The organism is Allomuricauda sp. F6463D, assembly GCF_023015965.1.
Classification (GTDB): Bacteria; Bacteroidota; Bacteroidia; order Flavobacteriales; family Flavobacteriaceae; genus Flagellimonas.
On sequence record NZ_JALKAN010000001.1, the window covers coordinates 1217439 to 1233737 of the forward strand.

General features: G+C 44.7%; 16 protein-coding genes. 4 read left to right on the forward strand and 12 right to left on the reverse strand.

Going from position 1 to position 16299, the window contains the following annotated elements:
- Positions 1 to 8 precede the first annotated feature (8 nt).
- The 10 genes from MWU56_RS05350 to MWU56_RS05395 form a co-directional block, all read right to left on the reverse strand.
- Positions 9 to 848: a hypothetical protein gene (locus MWU56_RS05350; RefSeq protein WP_176712344.1), complete on the reverse strand. Its 840-nt coding sequence runs from the start codon at positions 846 to 848 to the stop codon at positions 9 to 11.
- Positions 848 to 1453 carry a conjugal transfer protein gene (locus MWU56_RS05355; RefSeq protein WP_083157924.1) on the reverse strand — a complete coding sequence of 202 codons (606 nt, stop codon included), beginning with the start codon at positions 1451 to 1453 and terminating at the stop codon, positions 848 to 850. The genes MWU56_RS05350 and MWU56_RS05355 overlap by 1 nt, the downstream gene beginning before the upstream one ends.
- Positions 1450 to 3861, reverse strand: coding sequence for a TraG family conjugative transposon ATPase (locus tag MWU56_RS05360; protein ID WP_247042851.1), 2412 nt, complete (start codon positions 3859 to 3861; stop codon positions 1450 to 1452). The genes MWU56_RS05355 and MWU56_RS05360 overlap by 4 nt, the downstream gene beginning before the upstream one ends.
- Positions 3854 to 4132 carry a hypothetical protein gene (locus MWU56_RS05365; RefSeq protein ID WP_247042852.1) on the reverse strand — a complete coding sequence of 93 codons (279 nt, stop codon included), beginning with the start codon at positions 4130 to 4132 and terminating at the stop codon, positions 3854 to 3856. The genes MWU56_RS05360 and MWU56_RS05365 overlap by 8 nt, the downstream gene beginning before the upstream one ends.
- A complete protein-coding gene (locus tag MWU56_RS05370; RefSeq protein WP_247042853.1) occupies positions 4132 to 4419 on the reverse strand; it encodes a hypothetical protein in 288 nt (95 codons plus the stop codon). The genes MWU56_RS05365 and MWU56_RS05370 overlap by 1 nt, the downstream gene beginning before the upstream one ends.
- Positions 4420 to 4710: 291 nt before the next feature.
- The gene (locus MWU56_RS05375; protein ID WP_247042854.1) at positions 4711 to 5373 is read right to left on the reverse strand and encodes an ATPase; all 663 of its coding nucleotides are present in this window, start codon (positions 5371 to 5373) and stop codon (positions 4711 to 4713) included.
- Positions 5370 to 5960 carry a hypothetical protein gene (locus MWU56_RS05380; protein WP_247042855.1) on the reverse strand — a complete coding sequence of 197 codons (591 nt, stop codon included), beginning with the start codon at positions 5958 to 5960 and terminating at the stop codon, positions 5370 to 5372. Before MWU56_RS05380 ends, MWU56_RS05375 begins: the two co-directional genes overlap by 4 nt.
- Entirely contained in the window at positions 5911 to 6189 is a 279-nt protein-coding gene (locus MWU56_RS05385; RefSeq protein WP_247042856.1) for a helix-turn-helix domain-containing protein, read from the reverse strand. The genes MWU56_RS05380 and MWU56_RS05385 overlap by 50 nt, the downstream gene beginning before the upstream one ends.
- Before the next feature lie 284 nt (positions 6190 to 6473).
- A complete protein-coding gene (locus MWU56_RS05390; protein ID WP_247042857.1) occupies positions 6474 to 7313 on the reverse strand; it encodes an RteC domain-containing protein in 840 nt (279 codons plus the stop codon).
- Positions 7314 to 7325: 12 nt separating this feature from the next.
- Complete coding sequence (locus tag MWU56_RS05395; protein WP_247042858.1) at positions 7326 to 9731, reverse strand: aminotransferase class I/II-fold pyridoxal phosphate-dependent enzyme; 2406 nt, start codon at positions 9729 to 9731, stop codon at positions 7326 to 7328.
- A gap of 198 nt (positions 9732 to 9929) precedes the next feature.
- Here MWU56_RS05395 and MWU56_RS05400 point away from each other — a divergent pair, with 198 nt between their 5' ends.
- The 4 genes from MWU56_RS05400 to MWU56_RS05415 all read left to right on the forward strand — a co-directional run bounded on the left by MWU56_RS05400 (position 9930) and on the right by MWU56_RS05415 (position 12099).
- Positions 9930 to 10316 carry a hypothetical protein gene (locus MWU56_RS05400; RefSeq protein ID WP_247042860.1) on the forward strand — a complete coding sequence of 129 codons (387 nt, stop codon included), beginning with the start codon at positions 9930 to 9932 and terminating at the stop codon, positions 10314 to 10316.
- An 18-nt stretch (positions 10317 to 10334) separates the two neighbouring features.
- The gene (locus MWU56_RS05405) at positions 10335 to 11261 is read left to right on the forward strand and encodes a helix-turn-helix domain-containing protein (RefSeq protein WP_247042862.1); all 927 of its coding nucleotides are present in this window, start codon (positions 10335 to 10337) and stop codon (positions 11259 to 11261) included.
- 96 nt (positions 11262 to 11357) lie between these two features.
- Positions 11358 to 11810: a MauE/DoxX family redox-associated membrane protein gene (locus MWU56_RS05410; RefSeq protein ID WP_247042864.1), complete on the forward strand. Its 453-nt coding sequence runs from the start codon at positions 11358 to 11360 to the stop codon at positions 11808 to 11810.
- 52 nt (positions 11811 to 11862) lie between these two features.
- A complete protein-coding gene (locus MWU56_RS05415) occupies positions 11863 to 12099 on the forward strand; it encodes a DUF6520 family protein (protein WP_067029123.1) in 237 nt (78 codons plus the stop codon).
- Positions 12100 to 12494: 395 nt separating this feature from the next.
- Here the strand turns inward: MWU56_RS05415 and MWU56_RS05420 are convergent, their stop codons facing one another.
- Entirely contained in the window at positions 12495 to 14801 is a 2307-nt protein-coding gene (locus MWU56_RS05420; protein ID WP_141673188.1) for a zinc-dependent metalloprotease, read from the reverse strand.
- An 83-nt stretch (positions 14802 to 14884) separates the two neighbouring features.
- Complete coding sequence (locus MWU56_RS05425) at positions 14885 to 16294, reverse strand: RagB/SusD family nutrient uptake outer membrane protein (protein WP_083157927.1); 1410 nt, start codon at positions 16292 to 16294, stop codon at positions 14885 to 14887.
- Between the last annotated feature and the right edge of the window lie 5 nt (positions 16295 to 16299).

Sequence of the window (16299 nt, forward strand, 5' to 3'; positions counted from 1 at the left end):
ACTTCAATTTAACCGGTGAACAATCGAAGGGTAAAACTGGTCGCCCTTCGGTACAATTTAAATTTGAGCAAGACAATAAAGCCAATGGTCCCGAGTTCAATGATGGAGGCAAAGAATTCACTCCCAAAATCGAAACCAAAGAGGTTCCCCCAGAAGTTGGTAGTGATCTCCGTATAAAGGTTGTTGACGAAGACATTGACCAAAAAGAAGGCGGGAACCAGCATATATACTGCTGCATAGAGCTTGAAATAATTATAGGCCAATGGCCTGAACTTTTCAAAGACGGCCAAGCTGATGACCAAGGGAAAAAAGGCCTGTAGGATCCCCAATAGGAAATATCGCTCTGCAAGGAACAAAGGATAGATGAACAGGTCCATCAACCAAAGAATGACCCCGATGATAAAGGCCAAGACCTTTAATCCGTACAAAGGAGTGACCAAGGCCTCATACAACAGTGCCATGGCTTTCTTGGCGGCTTCCAAGGCACCCACATCCCGTTCCAGGTCCACATCCTGCAACTGTAATGGGAGGAGTGCCGGAGCCGTGTCCCGGTATTGGGCCTCAATGGCCACCAGGATCCCATCGAACACTCCCAATACCTCAGTGGAGAAAATGACCAAGAGCACCACCAAAAAATTCTTGGCCAGTTCCGTGGGGGTCAACCCCCAGGTATGGCCATCGGTGGAAGCTATTCCCTCATTGTATTTCTTCAAAATATTGATCAAAAAAAACAGTACGGCCAGGGTCTTCATCCCCACAATGGTATATTGGGAGAAATCACTGTCCTTGATGGTCTGGAAGACGGCATCCACATATTCCAATCCTATGCCCAAAAAGATTCCCGCCATCAGTAATTGGTTTCCCGGTTATTGATGATATCCTGCATACGCCGAAAGGAGATGATTTCCCGGTACCTTCGTGTCTTGACCTCCAACTCGGCCACCATTTCCTGCGACTGCACTTTTTTTTCCATCAAAATGGCCGTGCGCTCCGCATCGGACATCTTCAAAAAATCACTGGACAAAATCTGGTTTACAAAATCCAGGTCATCAATGGCCGTATCCATGATCTGCTCAAAGGCTCTGGATACCTGTTCCACCTCCCCTGCCTTGATATAGGGTGAGTTCAGAATATCACGAAGATCGTTCTGTACCGTTCGAAATAAAATCTCGTTGTTCCGTGCCAATTCCCGAACCGCCTTCAGTTGTTTGATGGTGTTATTGACCTTGACAATATTGTCCTTCTGTTCCTTCAGAAACTCCACGGTCTTTAGCAGTTCAGAGGTCTGTTTGGCCGATTCCAACAGGGACTTGGTCATACTGATAAAGTTCGTATTGTCATACACCGGCATCCCTTGGCAGGCAGCGCCTGCAGGCAATAACAGGGCCAAGGACAGCGCCAACATCCATGTTCTAGGATTGTTCCTTAGGTTTTGTTTCTTAACTATTTTCATATCGTTTTCTTTTGTTGATTTATAAATTCCGTAATGGCCCGTTCCATATTCCCGAACTGTTCAAAGAGTTCCATGATCTGACCATGTTCCATCCCATCGGTGAGATAGGCCGCATAGACCTCTGGGGGTACCTCCAAGCGAAAGACATTGCTTTCCTTCCCGATCTTGATAAAGATTTCGGTGTATTTGTGTTCCCCTGTCAGGTTGTTTCTAAGGGACTTCAATTGATTGAGATCATGGTTGGAGAGGTTCAATCGCCTTGCCAGTTCATCATAGCCCTTTTCGTTCCGTAAACTGTACACGACCTGCGTATTCTCCAGGATACTTGCCGAAGTGGCATTTTCCGGTAATTGGTTGATGGATTGCAGGATGATACCAATGGCCCCGTTTTGCTTTCGGATGGCCTGGTAATAGAACTCCACACTCTCCAATACATTGGGAAACTTGAGTTGCTTGGCAAACTCATCGAACAGGATGATGCCCCTTTCCGAGCGGTTTCGCCAAATGGTGCGTTGGATGGCCGACTTGATCAATTTGAGCATTACGGACAGGATTTCCCTATTGTCGCGCACCTCGTCCAACTCAAAGACAATTAAACGCTTGTCCTCGATCTTATAGGTCTGGTCTTCTGCCACATGGAACAGAAAACTGTACAGGCCCCCATCCACATATTCAGAAAGGATGTGCAAAAAGCCATAAACACTAAAATCGGATTCCTGAACTTGGGTTTCCTCGATCAAGGTATCCTTGTGCTTGTCCACGAATTGATATAGGGAAGCCAAGGAATGCCCCTCCATGATCTTATTATAATAGTGCAACAACACTTTTTTCAAGGCCACTTCCTTGGATTTGGTCACATGGCTTTCCGCCAAGAGCTCCAAAAGGAACAGGGCCAGATCTTCCAATCGTTCAGGGGTCAAATCGGACGGATCAGAAATATAAAAGGGATTAATACCCAAGTTCTTGCCTTGCTCATAGCGAAGGACCACGTGATCATCGGGATACAATTGGGCAAATTTGGCATAAGAACCCCCTAAATCGATAATGACCAGTCGTACATCGGCCTCAAAGTATTGACGTAGGATATTATTGGCCAAGAAGGATTTCCCTTCCCCTGTCGGGGCAAAAATGGCAAAGTTCCGGGCCTTGATACGCCTTTTCCCCTCGTCCCATACATCCTTGACCACAGGAATATTGTACTGTCTATCATTAAAAACGATTCCTGTTTCATCAGAGCGATAATTGGTATTGTTGATATACAGACAAAGGGCTGCCTTCAGGTCCATCACAAAAAGATCTTCATTGGAAAAGTTGGAAGCATAACTGGGATAGGAGTTCAAAAAATAATGTTTGCGCTCCTCCCCATGGGGATGATAGGGTCGTATATCCAGTTCCTTTAATATGGCCTTAATGCCAGAAGCAATGCGCTTCAACACCCCAGCTTCCGTATGCCAAAAAACAATGTTTACATGGCCACGAACGATCCGTGCGGTATCATCCCCATTGATCCTGTCCAAGATATGTTGGACCTTATTGCGAACCACTTTGTTCTGGGAACCAAAATTGGAGCTCTTGGAGAGTTCCTCAATTTTTTTATCCAATAGTTTACGCCATTGATGGGTATCGTCCAGATAAAGGATTTGGTTGATGATATGGTTCTCCCCCAATTCCAGTCCCAGACCGTCCAAAAAACCTTTATGAAAACTAAATCCGTCCGAACTGAATTTCCAATTGGGCACACTGCTTCGCACAGTTTCACCAAAACAACCTTCATTATTGATGGCCATCACATCAAAATAATGGTCACCAATTTCGATGGGGCCTTTTCCTAGCTGGATATCCGTATCAAAATCAAGATTGTATCCATTGAAATAAGCATGGGTATGCTCCAATATTGCTTCAGGTTCCATGGGTACCATGGACACGTTTTTGGAGTTGTTGACATAGGATACAGCATCGTTGACGGCGGTCACAAATTCACCAACTTGCACATCCAATTTCCGATGCAACCCTATCTCCACTTTTCGAAAGGGATTGACATATTTGGTAGCATTAATGGCTTTGTCAAGAGGAAGTACAAAGAACAGATAACTCTGATGGCCTAAATGCTCCCTACCTACAAAATAATCATGGGTAGCCATTGCTAAAAAGGAATCCTTTGGAAGATTTCTACCATCATAACCCTTCTTTTGATATATATCCTGCTTATGTATAACCGTACCTACAGGCAAGGATTTAAAGGCTTGGAACCACATCCCATGCAGCTCCTCAAAATCCGTTTCAGAAAGGGTGTATATCTCAGGCAGTTCCACCTGATAACACAATACCACATTGCCATTGCTTCCAAAGACCACATGGTTTTGGATATCCAGTATGGGGTGATATGCGTGGAAATTGAGTTTAGCCATTTGTAAAGAGATTCAACTGTTTTAGGCTTATAATCTTGGGAAAGGTTTGCACCACCGTGAATTGGAAGGGTTTCCTAACCCACCGCACCAATGCCCCATAGAAAAGGGCATTGAAGAGCAGCAGGCCCACGATGACACCAAAATGAAACGAAAAAATGATGATCAAAAGCGAACCGATGATAGACACCATCATCAGGGCAAACAGTGAAATGGACAGCCTCATGATCATGGCCCGCTTTCGTATATTTCTATAAACCTCGAACTGTTTCATCAGACCACGATTCCGATGAGATAGGTAAAGATGCCCACCACGGCACCAGCAATAAGGACAAAGACCAATACACGGGTAATCCCCTTTTTAAGGTCGGCGTTTTCTCCAAAGAAGTGACCTGCATTAAAAAGAAAGCCCACTAAAAAGATAACTCCCAGGATTATGGGAAATATGGCCCGAATGGTATCAGAAATATCGTTGACCGAATCCTCGATGCCCCCGATCTGGGCCAAAACGGCACTGGAGGTAAAAAGCAATACTAAGGTGATAAAGAACGGTTTTCGCATATCGTAAACGTTTAAGGGTTAGACGATTATTGATATGTGAAAATTAGAGGAATAGATGATTCAAATAGCTGAATATCAATTATTTGTGAACATCATTTTAGCTGCATTGAAAGAAGCTTAATTGGTCAGGAATCCGTACAGATTTAATTGTTCCTTGACCAGTCCTTGTTAATAAGTGCCATCTGGTTCCCATCACAAAAGCAGAAAAACGTCAAAATTGGCTGATCGGCCCATCAAAAAGTATTGCAATTCGCCAAAATTCAAAGCTACATGCTACACCGCCACAAAACCTTATTTTCTTTTGTCCTTACTGTCCTTATCGAATCCCACTAGGTTAAAGAGTTCCCGCATTCTTGACCTTACTCGGTTCCCATACCTTGATTCGAGTTCCTGTGCATTGAGATTGGTGGTGGCATGGGTCTTGATCTTATGGTCAGTGAACAGCTCATAGCGGGACAGCAAGATCTCCCCCATGACATTGCACTCCTTTCCAAAATGGACCCCATCAGGTTCCACACCCAGGTCGTCAAAACAAAAGGATTGGGTGTTTCCATAGTCCCCAATAATCTTATAGCCCAAATGGTTGAAGCCAAAGACAATGTTCCTGGAGGGAATGACTTCATAAGGCCTTTGGTGGGGCACCATGAACTTGAACAGTTTCATCAGACTGGTCTTCCCACAGCCTACCGGACCTGAGAGGAGAAGGCCCTTATCCACATCGATCCCGAACTGTTTGCAACGTTCACTGTCCCTGATAAAGTAGAGACTGAGCTTGTACAGCATCTCCCGGTCCTCCCTGTGCATCCTGAACTTCTTGCCAAACAGGAGTTTTCCCTTGGCATCGAGGTAGACCAGGATCTTATCGAAATCGTATTTGATCTCCCTGCCCTTCAAGGAGCCCAGTTCATAGCTTATGACACCTTCAGTGATGATATGTGGGGCCTTAAAATTCATAGCGGTTCGTTGTAGTCTTTGTCCTTGCTAGTCCGTAAGTTGTCCAGATATGGGACAGTGGGGGTTTGTTCGGCATTGTTTTCTTCGATCTCAAAAACTTTCTTTTTCATTTTTTTCCGTTTCTTCCCGTTTGTAATGTTTTTAGTTGTTTGTATATGTTTGTTTATAGGTACCAACGCTTGTCCATTGCTTGTCCCGAATTTGGTACGGTACCGGTCCAGGGCTTGTCCAGTACTTGTCCCAAAATCGAACATCTTGATCCGGCTGCCCTTGTAAGGATTATGGGACGGGGAGTACAGGATATAGTTCCAATCACTGAGCTCTCGGATGCAGCGGTGATAGGTCGATTTGGACCCTATCTTGGCATAGGCCATGGCCTCTTCCCTACTGATATAGAACTCGGCCACAAAATAATTTTGGTTCCATAATTGGAACAGTCCGATGTACAGGCTGATATGGGTCGGGTTCAAGCGGTTGTCCTTGGCAAACTGGGCAAACACCCCGTTCAGGTGTTTGATATAATTGATGTCCTCCACTTTAGATGCGGTTATGGACCTTGTTCTGCTCCAGTACTTCCATGATCTCATGGTACTCGTAGTAGAGCACCCCACCTATCTTGGTGTAGGGCAAGGTCCCATTGACCCTAAGGTTTTGGAGGGTACCCGGCGAAATGCCCAACAGGTCCCGGACCTCATTGGATTTGAGCCATTTCTTGCCCGGTTGTCCACTTTGGTCCTTCAATAATGCTTTGATGTCTTCCAAGAGTTCCACTTTGAACTCCATGAGATCTTCTGAGGTGACGATGGTTGCTCCCATAGTTTTTTGAGTTTTAAAAGAAGGACCATCCCATTACTATCATTTCATTTGATGGCCCTTCGATTGATTTGACTTTCAGGGACAAAACTCAAAAAGGTTTTTGGAAAAACTTCCCAAGTTGGTACCAAGGTGGGTGTTTTTTTCTGCGCATAGGATTTGATGGTATTTGGTTCAATTTAAACAATGTACATCCAATAATGGGCTCATAAATCTCAAGATTATACCCCTATGGCCCATCAAAATGCAAATTCCCAAGTTGGTACCAACTTGGGAAAAACTAAAACTCATTCATCCAGGGAATCCATCCGTTGGTTGAGCATCTCAATGAGCTTGTCCAAAAAGCGGGTCTTACTGGTCTTTCGGGACCGGATATCAATAAAAGTGTGGTAGTAGTTACCGAGGTCCACATTGTAAAAATGTTCAAAATGCGAGGCCAACTCCTTGATGTCCGTGGTACCGCTATTGATGCATTTGCTGGATTGGAGTGCATATAAAAGTTCGATCAGATCGGTCTTGTTGCCGGTCCAGAAGAGTTTTGAAGGTTTTTCCATGGTCATGTTCTTTTGGGGTTCTAAATTGTTTTGTAGGTCATCTACCTCCTTTCTCAGGTACACGATGAGCATGTCATAGGCCATGATCGTGGCCACGGTACCATCCTGACAGGTGGAAAACTGATCATCGATCAAAAAGTGGAAGGATTCAAGGGGCAACCTGAGATCTCGGTTACCCCGAACGAAATACTGCTCGTCGAGGGACATGGCCCCACGACGGTAATAATTATAAAACTCCAGATTATCGTTAAAAAAGGTCTGGAACTTGTCGATCTGAAGTTGTAGGTACTTGATTTGTGCCGCATCGTTTCCCCTTGGCCGCTTGCTCTCGATATTGAACAATCTAACATAATAGATCAGCTTACTAAAGATTTGGGGCTTGACGTGCTTGAAGAAGTAGATTTCGTCCGCTTGGGTCTCGAAGGTCTTGCCGGTAATCTGTTTTTGCAGTTTACGGATACTTTTCTCCACGAGAACGATTCCCTTTTCCGCTTTGAAAAGGATATCCCCGTTCCCGCTTTCCAAGGCATCCAATTGGCCTTCAAATTCCGATAGCAGCTTTTGGTATTTCATGACGATTCTCCATTAATGCTGGCCTTCCATGATTCCGAGCAATTCCAAAATGAAATTGTCATTGGTCTGGAGATAGGCATATTTTTTCTCTACCGTTGCACCGAGTTTCCGTTTCTCAAAGGCTGCGGTCAACCCGAAATCGATTTTGGGAACGCCCGATCCAATGGCCCGTTCAATGGTCCGATAGAGCAACTGGCGATAAATGGCAAATTCTTCCAGACCATCATAATCCATACCTACAAAAGCAGGGACATAGACCTGGTTCAAATTGGTATAACAGAACATCACGCCCACTATCTTTTCAGGTTCGTCCAATGAAAAAAGGACAATAAACTCCCACAAATGGTTTTCGTTCATCTTTTCAAACAGGGAGTCCGGAAATGAATAGGTATTGAGCCCCAAATTCCGGGACTGTACTTCCCCAAATAAGGATTTGACCTGTTCAAGTTCAGATTTGGATAGCTTGGGAAGAACTAGGGTCTTTGCCCTATCGAGATAGGGTTGGACGTCCTTTCGAAAATGTCTTCTGTTTCTGGAGGACAATCTTTGCAAATAATCTTCCATGGAATCCACCCCGTTCAAGACAACGTAACAGGAGTTGGGCATCTGCACCCTTAAAAATCCCTGACCGTAAAGCGGTTCGTTCCATGGTGAATGTTCTCCAAAGTCCCGAAGGACTGTCATTTTGGCCCCAAACTGCTGCTCCAGTTTTTCCATGGTTTCCAATAGGGTGTCCCTAGCCTCCTTGCCCAATGCATGGGAAGTATTCCAATAGAGGTGATCCCCCTCCGTGAACAGGCAACCTAGGGACAGGACCATGGATGACAAATGGTAGGGATCGGTTTTTCGTTCCTCCTCAATGGCAGCAGAAATTTGTGCTTGTGCCAACATATCATCCTTCCAAAGGGAAAGGGTTACGAAGGTCATCAATATGGGTATCCCATCAGTATCCTTTATGACCACATATCGGAACAACCAATTATGTTCTTTCCCAGGATTGCCATCAAACACTTCCTCCAAAAACTTCAGGGCATTCCAATCATAGACCCCTTGCCCACCTAAACTTTGGTTCCATGCCTCCTTTTCAACTTGATCAATGGTATCGAATACTTCAATGGTAAGCTCGGAGGATACTTTCGGTCCACTTAGGATCTTTGGTTCCATTTTAAAGGCGTGGAATACCCTTTGGGCATCGGTCTGGGTATCTTCCAATGCCTTTGGAAAATGATATTCCATGGCCTCCACCAATGCTTTGATTTCCTCTTTTTGGTTATGCCTTGAAATCGTAATCCGTACACCTGTATTCTTTACAGGTACCGCAGGAAAGATACCAAGATTGACAAAGAAGCCCTCCCCCATCAAACGGTTCACAAAATTGTACCCGGTCTTGGGCATACCGGTCCCGATATAGAACACCGGGGATTCATTCCGATCGATCAAGGGAAGTTCCGTTATCGAAAGACAATCATTGAAATATTCGATGCGTTCCCTCAATTCTTGTTGTAACCAATAAATCTCCGGGGATAGATGGATTTTTGCTGAGGCCATGGCGGCAGCTACCGAAGCCGGTTCCAATTGGGCAGAGAAGGTCAAGGGTCCACCAAAGGTCTTGATCTTATCGTACATCGAAGCATTGGAACAGGCCAGAACAGCCCCGCTGGCCCCGAAGGTCTTGCTCAAGGTACCAAACAGCAATACATTTTCGGGCAATTCTCCCAACTGGTCCAACACATATCCGGTACCATTCCTTCCCACCCAACTCATACCATGTACGTCATCAAAATAAAAATGTAACTGTGGATATTTCTTTGCCAACCCCATCAATTCTTTGACAGGGGCATAGTCCCCATACATGGAATAAATGCCATCGGCCATATACCAAATCCGTCCCTTGGAATGCTGGTGTTTTTTGATCTTGTCCTCCAACATATCCAATTGGTTATGTCGAATCATCTCGATGGGCACACTCCGAGTCTTTAGCATCTTGGCCGCATTTTGGACACTCCAATGGACCTGATGGTCCAGAATGATCACGTCTTCATCATCCACTGCACTGGGGATGACCCCTATGTGCCCAAGGGTACTGTTTTTGGTAATAACAATGGGATACCCATACATTTCGGAAATCGAGTTTTCCAATTCCTCATACAACGGATTGGAGATATAGGATTTGGATAACGGAAATTGTGTCCCATACCTATCAATGGCCTCCTTGGCGGCCTCCTTTAAGCGGGAATCCTGTTCCAGCCCTAAATAACCCGTGGTCCCAAAATGGTACAGTTCCTTCCCCTCTACCTCAATGGTCCTGCCCGAAAAGGATGCTCCCCCGGCATAGAGGTGTAATACCCCGGCGTTCTTGGCATCAGTAAATACCTCATGTACAGTGTTCAAAAAATTGTGGTGTTTGATCTTGGCCATTTTATTTGATTTAATTTGTGATAAAAAGAAACGGATTTTGTAAGTTGATAAAGCACACTTATTCTATTTAATCCTTTTCAGATAACAAATACTCCTTTTCAGATAACTAAAATCCTTTTATTAAAGTCAATAGCTCTCCTGTAAAAAAATCAATTGCAGTAATTTTGTAAATTGATTGCGCTAACCAGTTTTCCGGAGATGAAAAAAACACATGAAAACCGCTATGCCATATATCTGTTGACCGATGATCTTTTACATATCATTTACAAGAAAGTGCCTTGTATCAATGTTAAGGCAGCACAACTCATTGTCAAAGATCGTATGGAATTACAAGAAGGTAAAGTGATGCCGGTGCTCTGCGATATACGGGAGGTCCGGAATATCGATAAGGCCGCAAGGGACTATTTGGCTTTGGAAGGTTCCCTTTGGATTGAGAAACTGGCCTTTTTGATCGATCCACCGGTTACGGATATGATAAGCTCCATTTATCTGGACACCCATGCCCAGAAGGTGCCTACACAATCCTTTACCAAAAAAGCGGAGGCACTGGCCTACTTGAGCATTAAGGAAACCGATGATAACTAATCTATACTATTAAACAGGATGCCGAACAGCGATGACTTTAGGGTAAAACGGATACAAAAGATGCTCTTGGAAATGGCCAAGGGCAATTTCTTCTATAGCATTGAACCCATGGACAAGAATGACAATATTGCTTCTTTGGTGGTCATGCTGAACATGGTCAATGAGGAAATAGGGGCGGCCTTTATCCATCAAGGTTTTGCAAACGCGCACAACACCCCACAATGTGTCATCCAACTATCCATGATCTTGGATGCGAATGGTCACATTGAACTGCTCACCAACGGCACCTGCTCCCTATTGTCCTATCCCCCTAAGGATCTTTTCGGAAAACATATCACTGAATTCATGACGGAACGGTCCCAGGAAAGGTGGCACAAGAAGATGGCAAAACATTTGAAACGGGAGCGGTCTGAAACGGTATTGTTCCTGGAATTCATTACGAACGATGGTCTTTTGCTGGCCAAGGATTGTCAAATATCGGTGTACCAGGCCTTGGATGGGAGCGGTCAAAAAACCCTGTTGAACTCCGTATTCTTTTCCAAGGGGGAGCCTTTTGAAACGGGGCTGCCCAAAAATAAACTCAAAGTAACCAAGGGCATCAAGGAGCATAAGGTCACGTTGACGCCAGAGGACATCCAAATCATCAGGGACGTTCATGATATGATCATCAACAATCTGGACAAAGACCTTCCCACCTTGCAGGATCTTGCCCGTCAGAAGGGTACCAACGAGTACAAACTGAAATATGGCTTCAAACAAATCTATGGTACGACCATTTTTAGATTTCTGATCAGGGAACGTCTTCGAATGGCAAGGACCCTGATCCAGCACAGCTCCTTAACGATAAAGCAAATCATCCAAATGACCGGCTTTAAGAGCAAGACCCATTTTTCAAGGGCATTCAAGGACAAATATGGAATGTCCCCTACGGATTTAAGGTTGTAAAATATTTAAAATCATACATTTACTCCGTTTCAGATAACAAATACTCCCTTAGAGATACATCAGACTCCCGAACTTTGTCATATCAAATCAAAGGATATGTCACGCAAAGGAATCTACTCCAAACTTATTACCCTGTTCAGCCTTTTGCTGACCATTCTATTCATGTATACAGCGGTAAGTAAACTGAACCATTTAGATCTCTTTCAATGGCGCCTGGAACGGATGCCTTATATTTCATCCTATGCCTCTTTGATCTCATGGGCCGTGCCCTTTCTGGAGTTGGTAATCGCAGGCCTATTGTGGTTCACAAGATACCGCACCCTAGCCCTATATGCCAGCTTGGTCTTATTGGGTTCATTCACTACCTATATCATTGTAGTCCTAAAATACAGTGATTCCATCCCTTGCTCCTGCGGCGGGGTCATTTCGGCCCTCGGATGGAAGGACCACATACTATTGAATATCTCCTTTATGGTCCTTGCCCTGTTAGGGATTATTTGGTCGAAGAAACAATACAACATCCAAGCAACCCAAAAATCTGTACAGTAGGGGAAGCCGAAAACCTAGAAAAGAGTAGGCATTAACTTTAATATTAAGTATTATGAAATCTAATTTTTTAAAACTTGTTTTACCTGCCTTCGCCATCCTTTTGGCGGTTGGCCTAGCCTTTGCCACAGAGGAAAGCAATCTTCCTTATGTGGGCTATATCGCTACCCAATCCGGGTATGCTGAAATTCAAACAGATTGTCCCAATCTTGGTGAGGGGTACTGTTATGAGGGACTCGATCAGGTGTTCAATGACAGTGGGTTGACAGACCCTAAGCGTACATGGGATTAAACACCATAATGCGTTAGTCAAGATGAGGCTGTCCAAAAGGACAGCCTCATTATTATATGAAAAACCGTTAAAGTCAAATAATTGCCCTGTCCGATGCAACACCACATGTCGACACAAATGATCTTTGGGTCTTTTTAAATGAACAATAACCCGTTGATGCAAAATAACATCCTGAACTCCAAGTCAACATAATTTATTGCATTCCTTAGGGTACACCAGAGATCTTACTCACTATAGGCCTGGCCACAAATCATTATTTCAAAGAGGCGCCAAAAAGCTTGGTTGACCCCTTAAGGTTGCTATCTCCTTCCTATAAAAAAAGCCGCCCAGAAATTGCTTTCCAGACGACTTCATCACTAATTCAAAAAAAATGATCTACTATAAAAAAAGAAAGGTCAATTAGGATCCATCAGAAATACCTTTTCCAACTTGGCAAGGCATAGGGTCCAATGACCATTCTGCTCCAGATGCCTTTCCTGCCGCAACTTTTCATCCATCTGTATTTTTAATTGTATGAGTTGTCCCATCATCATGCCTTTGGCATAATCGGTTTGGGCAAATACATCAAGATTGCGTTTCACATCTGTACCTTCTTCCAAAACAATCTTTACCAACGAATCGATATAGGCTGCCTGCAACCCTTGTTTTCTAGGCTCCACAAACCCACCCTTCCCATTCAATTCACTAAAAAGTCCCCTTTGCAGTTGTACAAAATAGGTATTCATAACCCCTTTGAAGCCATGGATGGTCTCCATATATTGCAAACGTTTCATGAATTTCGGCTTCAACATCTCCTGTAACAATAACTGTTGGTATGTAAATAGCTCATCCGGAAAGGTCGTAAACCGTGAATAGGTATTGAACGTTGGTCGGGCCAACCACTCTGGGGGTTCAACAATCTGATCGACCAAAAAATCCATGGCCTCCCGTTGGGTTTCCAAGGGAATGGGATCATACATTTTCCCGGGTTGATCCATCGATTTATAGAATACCTCAAATCCACCTACCAGCGAAAAGACATGCCTCATAGTGAAATACCAAAGTTCAATGGCCTCCCTATGGATACGTTCCATACGTGCATTGTCCTTTTGGCCCTGGTTCAGTTTAGGCAAGAGCGCCATGGCCCTCTCCAGATTTTTCATGGCCAATTTGGCGCCTTTGACAGGATCATCCGTTTCGACGACCTCATCCGTTGCGGTCGGACCGATGAATTCACCCTGATCGTTCGTATAGCGATACCAAGGAATGGTATCCTGCAATCGAATGAGGCGTTCCAGACTATCGTTTTTTTTTTCAGCCGACCAACCCTCAGGAAACTCCTGATATCCCCATCGGATATAGTATCCATCCGTTGGACCCACTCTTTGTATCAAAAGGGAAGGGGGAATACTATCTTCGGGTTGTGCCATATTGTTATGACGGGCATAATTCATAATACTCGGGGTATGGCCCATCGTTTGAAGCCATTGTACATCACCCATTTTAACAACGGGGTACCGATATTCCCCATAGCTATTGTCAGTAATCCCAAAAGCATGACCTGTTTCATGGGCCACCAAGGATTGTATCAATTCCCCCATGAGTTCATCGGGAAAGGGATAGGTTTGGGCACGCTCATCCAAGGCCGCGCATCGGATAAAGTATGCATCCATCAGATGTTCATAGGAAGAACCCAACAGAATATCGGATTTTATGATCTCTCCCGACCTTTGGTCCACCACCAAGGTCACGGTCGAACCGCTTCTTTTTTCCCCGAACTCCCTGATATTCCCATTCCTGAACCATCGAACTACTGAAGTTCCCAGACCATGGCTCGACCACTCATCCAAGGAATCGACCTCATGCACAACGATGGCATCTTTAAAACCTGCCGACTCGAAAGCGGGCAGCCATTCCAAGATACCGGCTTTGACATAAGTCCTCCATTGCTTCGGGATGTCAGGGGACATGATAAAGGTGATGGGACGGATGGGAACACTGGTCTGCCTATCCTTATATTTTTTTTCCAAACGCCAACGGACAATACTTCCCATATCATTTTTGGTACGATCGCGGTGGTTGGGCATACCCTCGATCAAAAAACTCATTCGATAATCAAACCGTCTGGGATCCATGGGACTTGACAGCTTCATAAGGCTATAATAAACCGGCTGTATGATTTTGACGTTTTTCTTTTGTTGGCCCAGATGTACCTTGACCACTACCTCATCCCCCATCACCTTGGTGCCGACAACTCTGGTCAATTTTGGTACATTGGGTGTATTGGATAGCGTTTCCCATCCCAGGGATCCATCAAATAGGATATCTGTGATATTGATACGGAACCTATCTTCGTTTTCTTCCATGATATCAAAAACACCCAATATGTTCGATTCCACATCCGGATCATTTCCCACAGGCAACCAAATACCTGCCTCCGACCAAATCCTAGGTTCCTCCAAATAAATCTGGTTACCATATTTCCTGAACACCACCTGTTTGGTTTCATATCTATGTAATCGACCGATTCTGGTAAGAAGCATGGGTTGCCCCATGTAAGATTTGGAGAGGTCCATAAAAAGCTGACCTTCCACTAGGGATGGGTTCAAAAAAGTCTGTGTTGTTGATGGGACTTCCCTAAACTCGGTCCCTCCAATCGGATTTTGGGCCATTCCAAAAAAGGGAACAGTCAAGAACAACCCCATCCATAAAAAATATTTCATTGTTTTTCGGTTTTTAAGGACAGGCACTCCCCTACCACAGTACTGAACATTTCCAGACTTGTTTCCAGAGAGTGCCCACCGGATCAATATCCTTGGTTTTGTGGCAATAGATTGGGATTGGCCTCCAATTCGATCTCAGGTATCGGAAAAAGTACATCCGTGTCCTCCCAATCCGGTTTGAACATCCCCAAAACCGCTGTGGCCCTACCCGTTCGCCTTAGATCGAACCAACGATGTCCCTGTTCGGTGAACAGTTCCACCCTACGTTCGGCAAGAATGGCTTCCAAAAGTTCACTTTCCGAATTGGCCGTGGTATTGGCAAGCCCTGCCCTATTTCGAATCATATTAAGGTCTTCACTGGCACCGATCAAATTTCCTATACGTGTCCTTGCTTCTGATCGGATCAGATATTGTTCCGCCAATCGAAAATGGATGGAATATTCAAGGGACTCCGTCACATCAAACCGTGCCTTGTACTTATAGGGATAGTACAACGTGATGGTCTGCTCTTCATTGGAGATGCTATCGATCCATGCCGACCTTCGACCATCACCATCCTCAAAAGCGGAAAGGAGCCCATCGGTCAAGGCAAAAGACTGGCCAGGTACAAATGGGATGATCAATTGACTGGCCTCTTGGGTATTCCCCGGAAATTCTCCATGCTGCAGTTGCCAAATCGTTTCCATTGATTCCTTTAGGAACACCATTCCCAGTTCATCCTCCAAACCAAAGTTCCCAATGACATCGGTTGCCTCGGCCTCGGCCAAGTCCCATTGGTCCGTATAGAGGTATACCCGTGCCAACAAAGCCTTGGCCACATTTCGGTCCGGAACCAACCGTTCTTCATTCTCGATGGTACTGTTTTCCATAAGTCCCACAGCCCGCACCAGATCTGAAATAATCCCTTCATAAACTAAGTCTTCGGACATCCGTGAGACTTGATTGTTAAAGGCATAGTCTGTGGTTGTGATATAGGGAACATCCCCAAAAACGGATACCAAAAGACTGTGCATGAAGGCGCGGACAAAAAGTGCCTGTCCCATAAACCTGTCTTGCTCACTCTCTTCCAAATCGGTGGCCCCTTCAATCCCTTCGACAATGGCATTGGCCCCGTAAATGACCTTATAGGCTTCACTCCACCAAGCCAAAACCTCGGTATTGGGTGGCAGCACCCGGTTCTGGTAGAATTCCAACAATTGGGGATTGAAGCCATAGTAGTCCAGTTCATCACTGTATATGGCCAATCTAGTGGTAAACCCATAGTTGCCGGAGACCATTCCAGATTCCCGCATGGTAAAATACAGGTCGGCCATGGCGGATTCCACCGTAGATGGATCATTGAATACGGTCTCGGAGACCATGATGTTCTTTGGAGGGTCGACTTCCACAAATGCCGTACAGCCCATAATTCCTATTAAGGGTATTATCAATAGACACCTTTTCCCAGACAAGGAGTTCCATTTCATTATTAAATACTTCGTTATTGTTTTCATGATAC

Excerpts from the sequence above, each read along its gene's own strand:
- MWU56_RS05380 (WP_247042855.1), bottom strand. The coding sequence starts at position 5,960 with ATGAGATCATGGAAGTACTGGAGCAGAACAAGGTCCATAACCGCATCT.
- MWU56_RS05365 (WP_247042852.1), bottom strand. The coding sequence starts at position 4,132 with ATGAAACAGTTCGAGGTTTATAGAAATATACGAAAGCGGGCCATGATC.
- MWU56_RS05390 (WP_247042857.1), bottom strand. The coding sequence starts at position 7,313 with ATGAAATACCAAAAGCTGCTATCGGAATTTGAAGGCCAATTGGATGCC.
- MWU56_RS05360 (WP_247042851.1), bottom strand. The coding sequence starts at position 3,861 with ATGGCTAAACTCAATTTCCACGCATATCACCCCATACTGGATATCCAA.
- MWU56_RS05395 (WP_247042858.1), bottom strand. The coding sequence starts at position 9,731 with ATGGCCAAGATCAAACACCACAATTTTTTGAACACTGTACATGAGGTA.
- MWU56_RS05400 (WP_247042860.1), top strand. The coding sequence starts at position 9,930 with ATGAAAAAAACACATGAAAACCGCTATGCCATATATCTGTTGACCGAT.
- MWU56_RS05425 (WP_083157927.1), bottom strand. The coding sequence starts at position 16,294 with ATGAAAACAATAACGAAGTATTTAATAATGAAATGGAACTCCTTGTCT.
- MWU56_RS05420 (WP_141673188.1), bottom strand. The coding sequence starts at position 14,801 with ATGAAATATTTTTTATGGATGGGGTTGTTCTTGACTGTTCCCTTTTTT.
- MWU56_RS05375 (WP_247042854.1), bottom strand. The coding sequence starts at position 5,373 with ATGAATTTTAAGGCCCCACATATCATCACTGAAGGTGTCATAAGCTAT.
- MWU56_RS05350 (WP_176712344.1), bottom strand. The coding sequence starts at position 848 with ATGGCGGGAATCTTTTTGGGCATAGGATTGGAATATGTGGATGCCGTC.
- MWU56_RS05415 (WP_067029123.1), top strand. The coding sequence starts at position 11,863 with ATGAAATCTAATTTTTTAAAACTTGTTTTACCTGCCTTCGCCATCCTT.
- MWU56_RS05410 (WP_247042864.1), top strand. The coding sequence starts at position 11,358 with ATGTCACGCAAAGGAATCTACTCCAAACTTATTACCCTGTTCAGCCTT.
- MWU56_RS05355 (WP_083157924.1), bottom strand. The coding sequence starts at position 1,453 with ATGAAAATAGTTAAGAAACAAAACCTAAGGAACAATCCTAGAACATGG.
- MWU56_RS05405 (WP_247042862.1), top strand. The coding sequence starts at position 10,335 with ATGCCGAACAGCGATGACTTTAGGGTAAAACGGATACAAAAGATGCTC.
- MWU56_RS05370 (WP_247042853.1), bottom strand. The coding sequence starts at position 4,419 with ATGCGAAAACCGTTCTTTATCACCTTAGTATTGCTTTTTACCTCCAGT.
- MWU56_RS05385 (WP_247042856.1), bottom strand. The coding sequence starts at position 6,189 with ATGGGAGCAACCATCGTCACCTCAGAAGATCTCATGGAGTTCAAAGTG.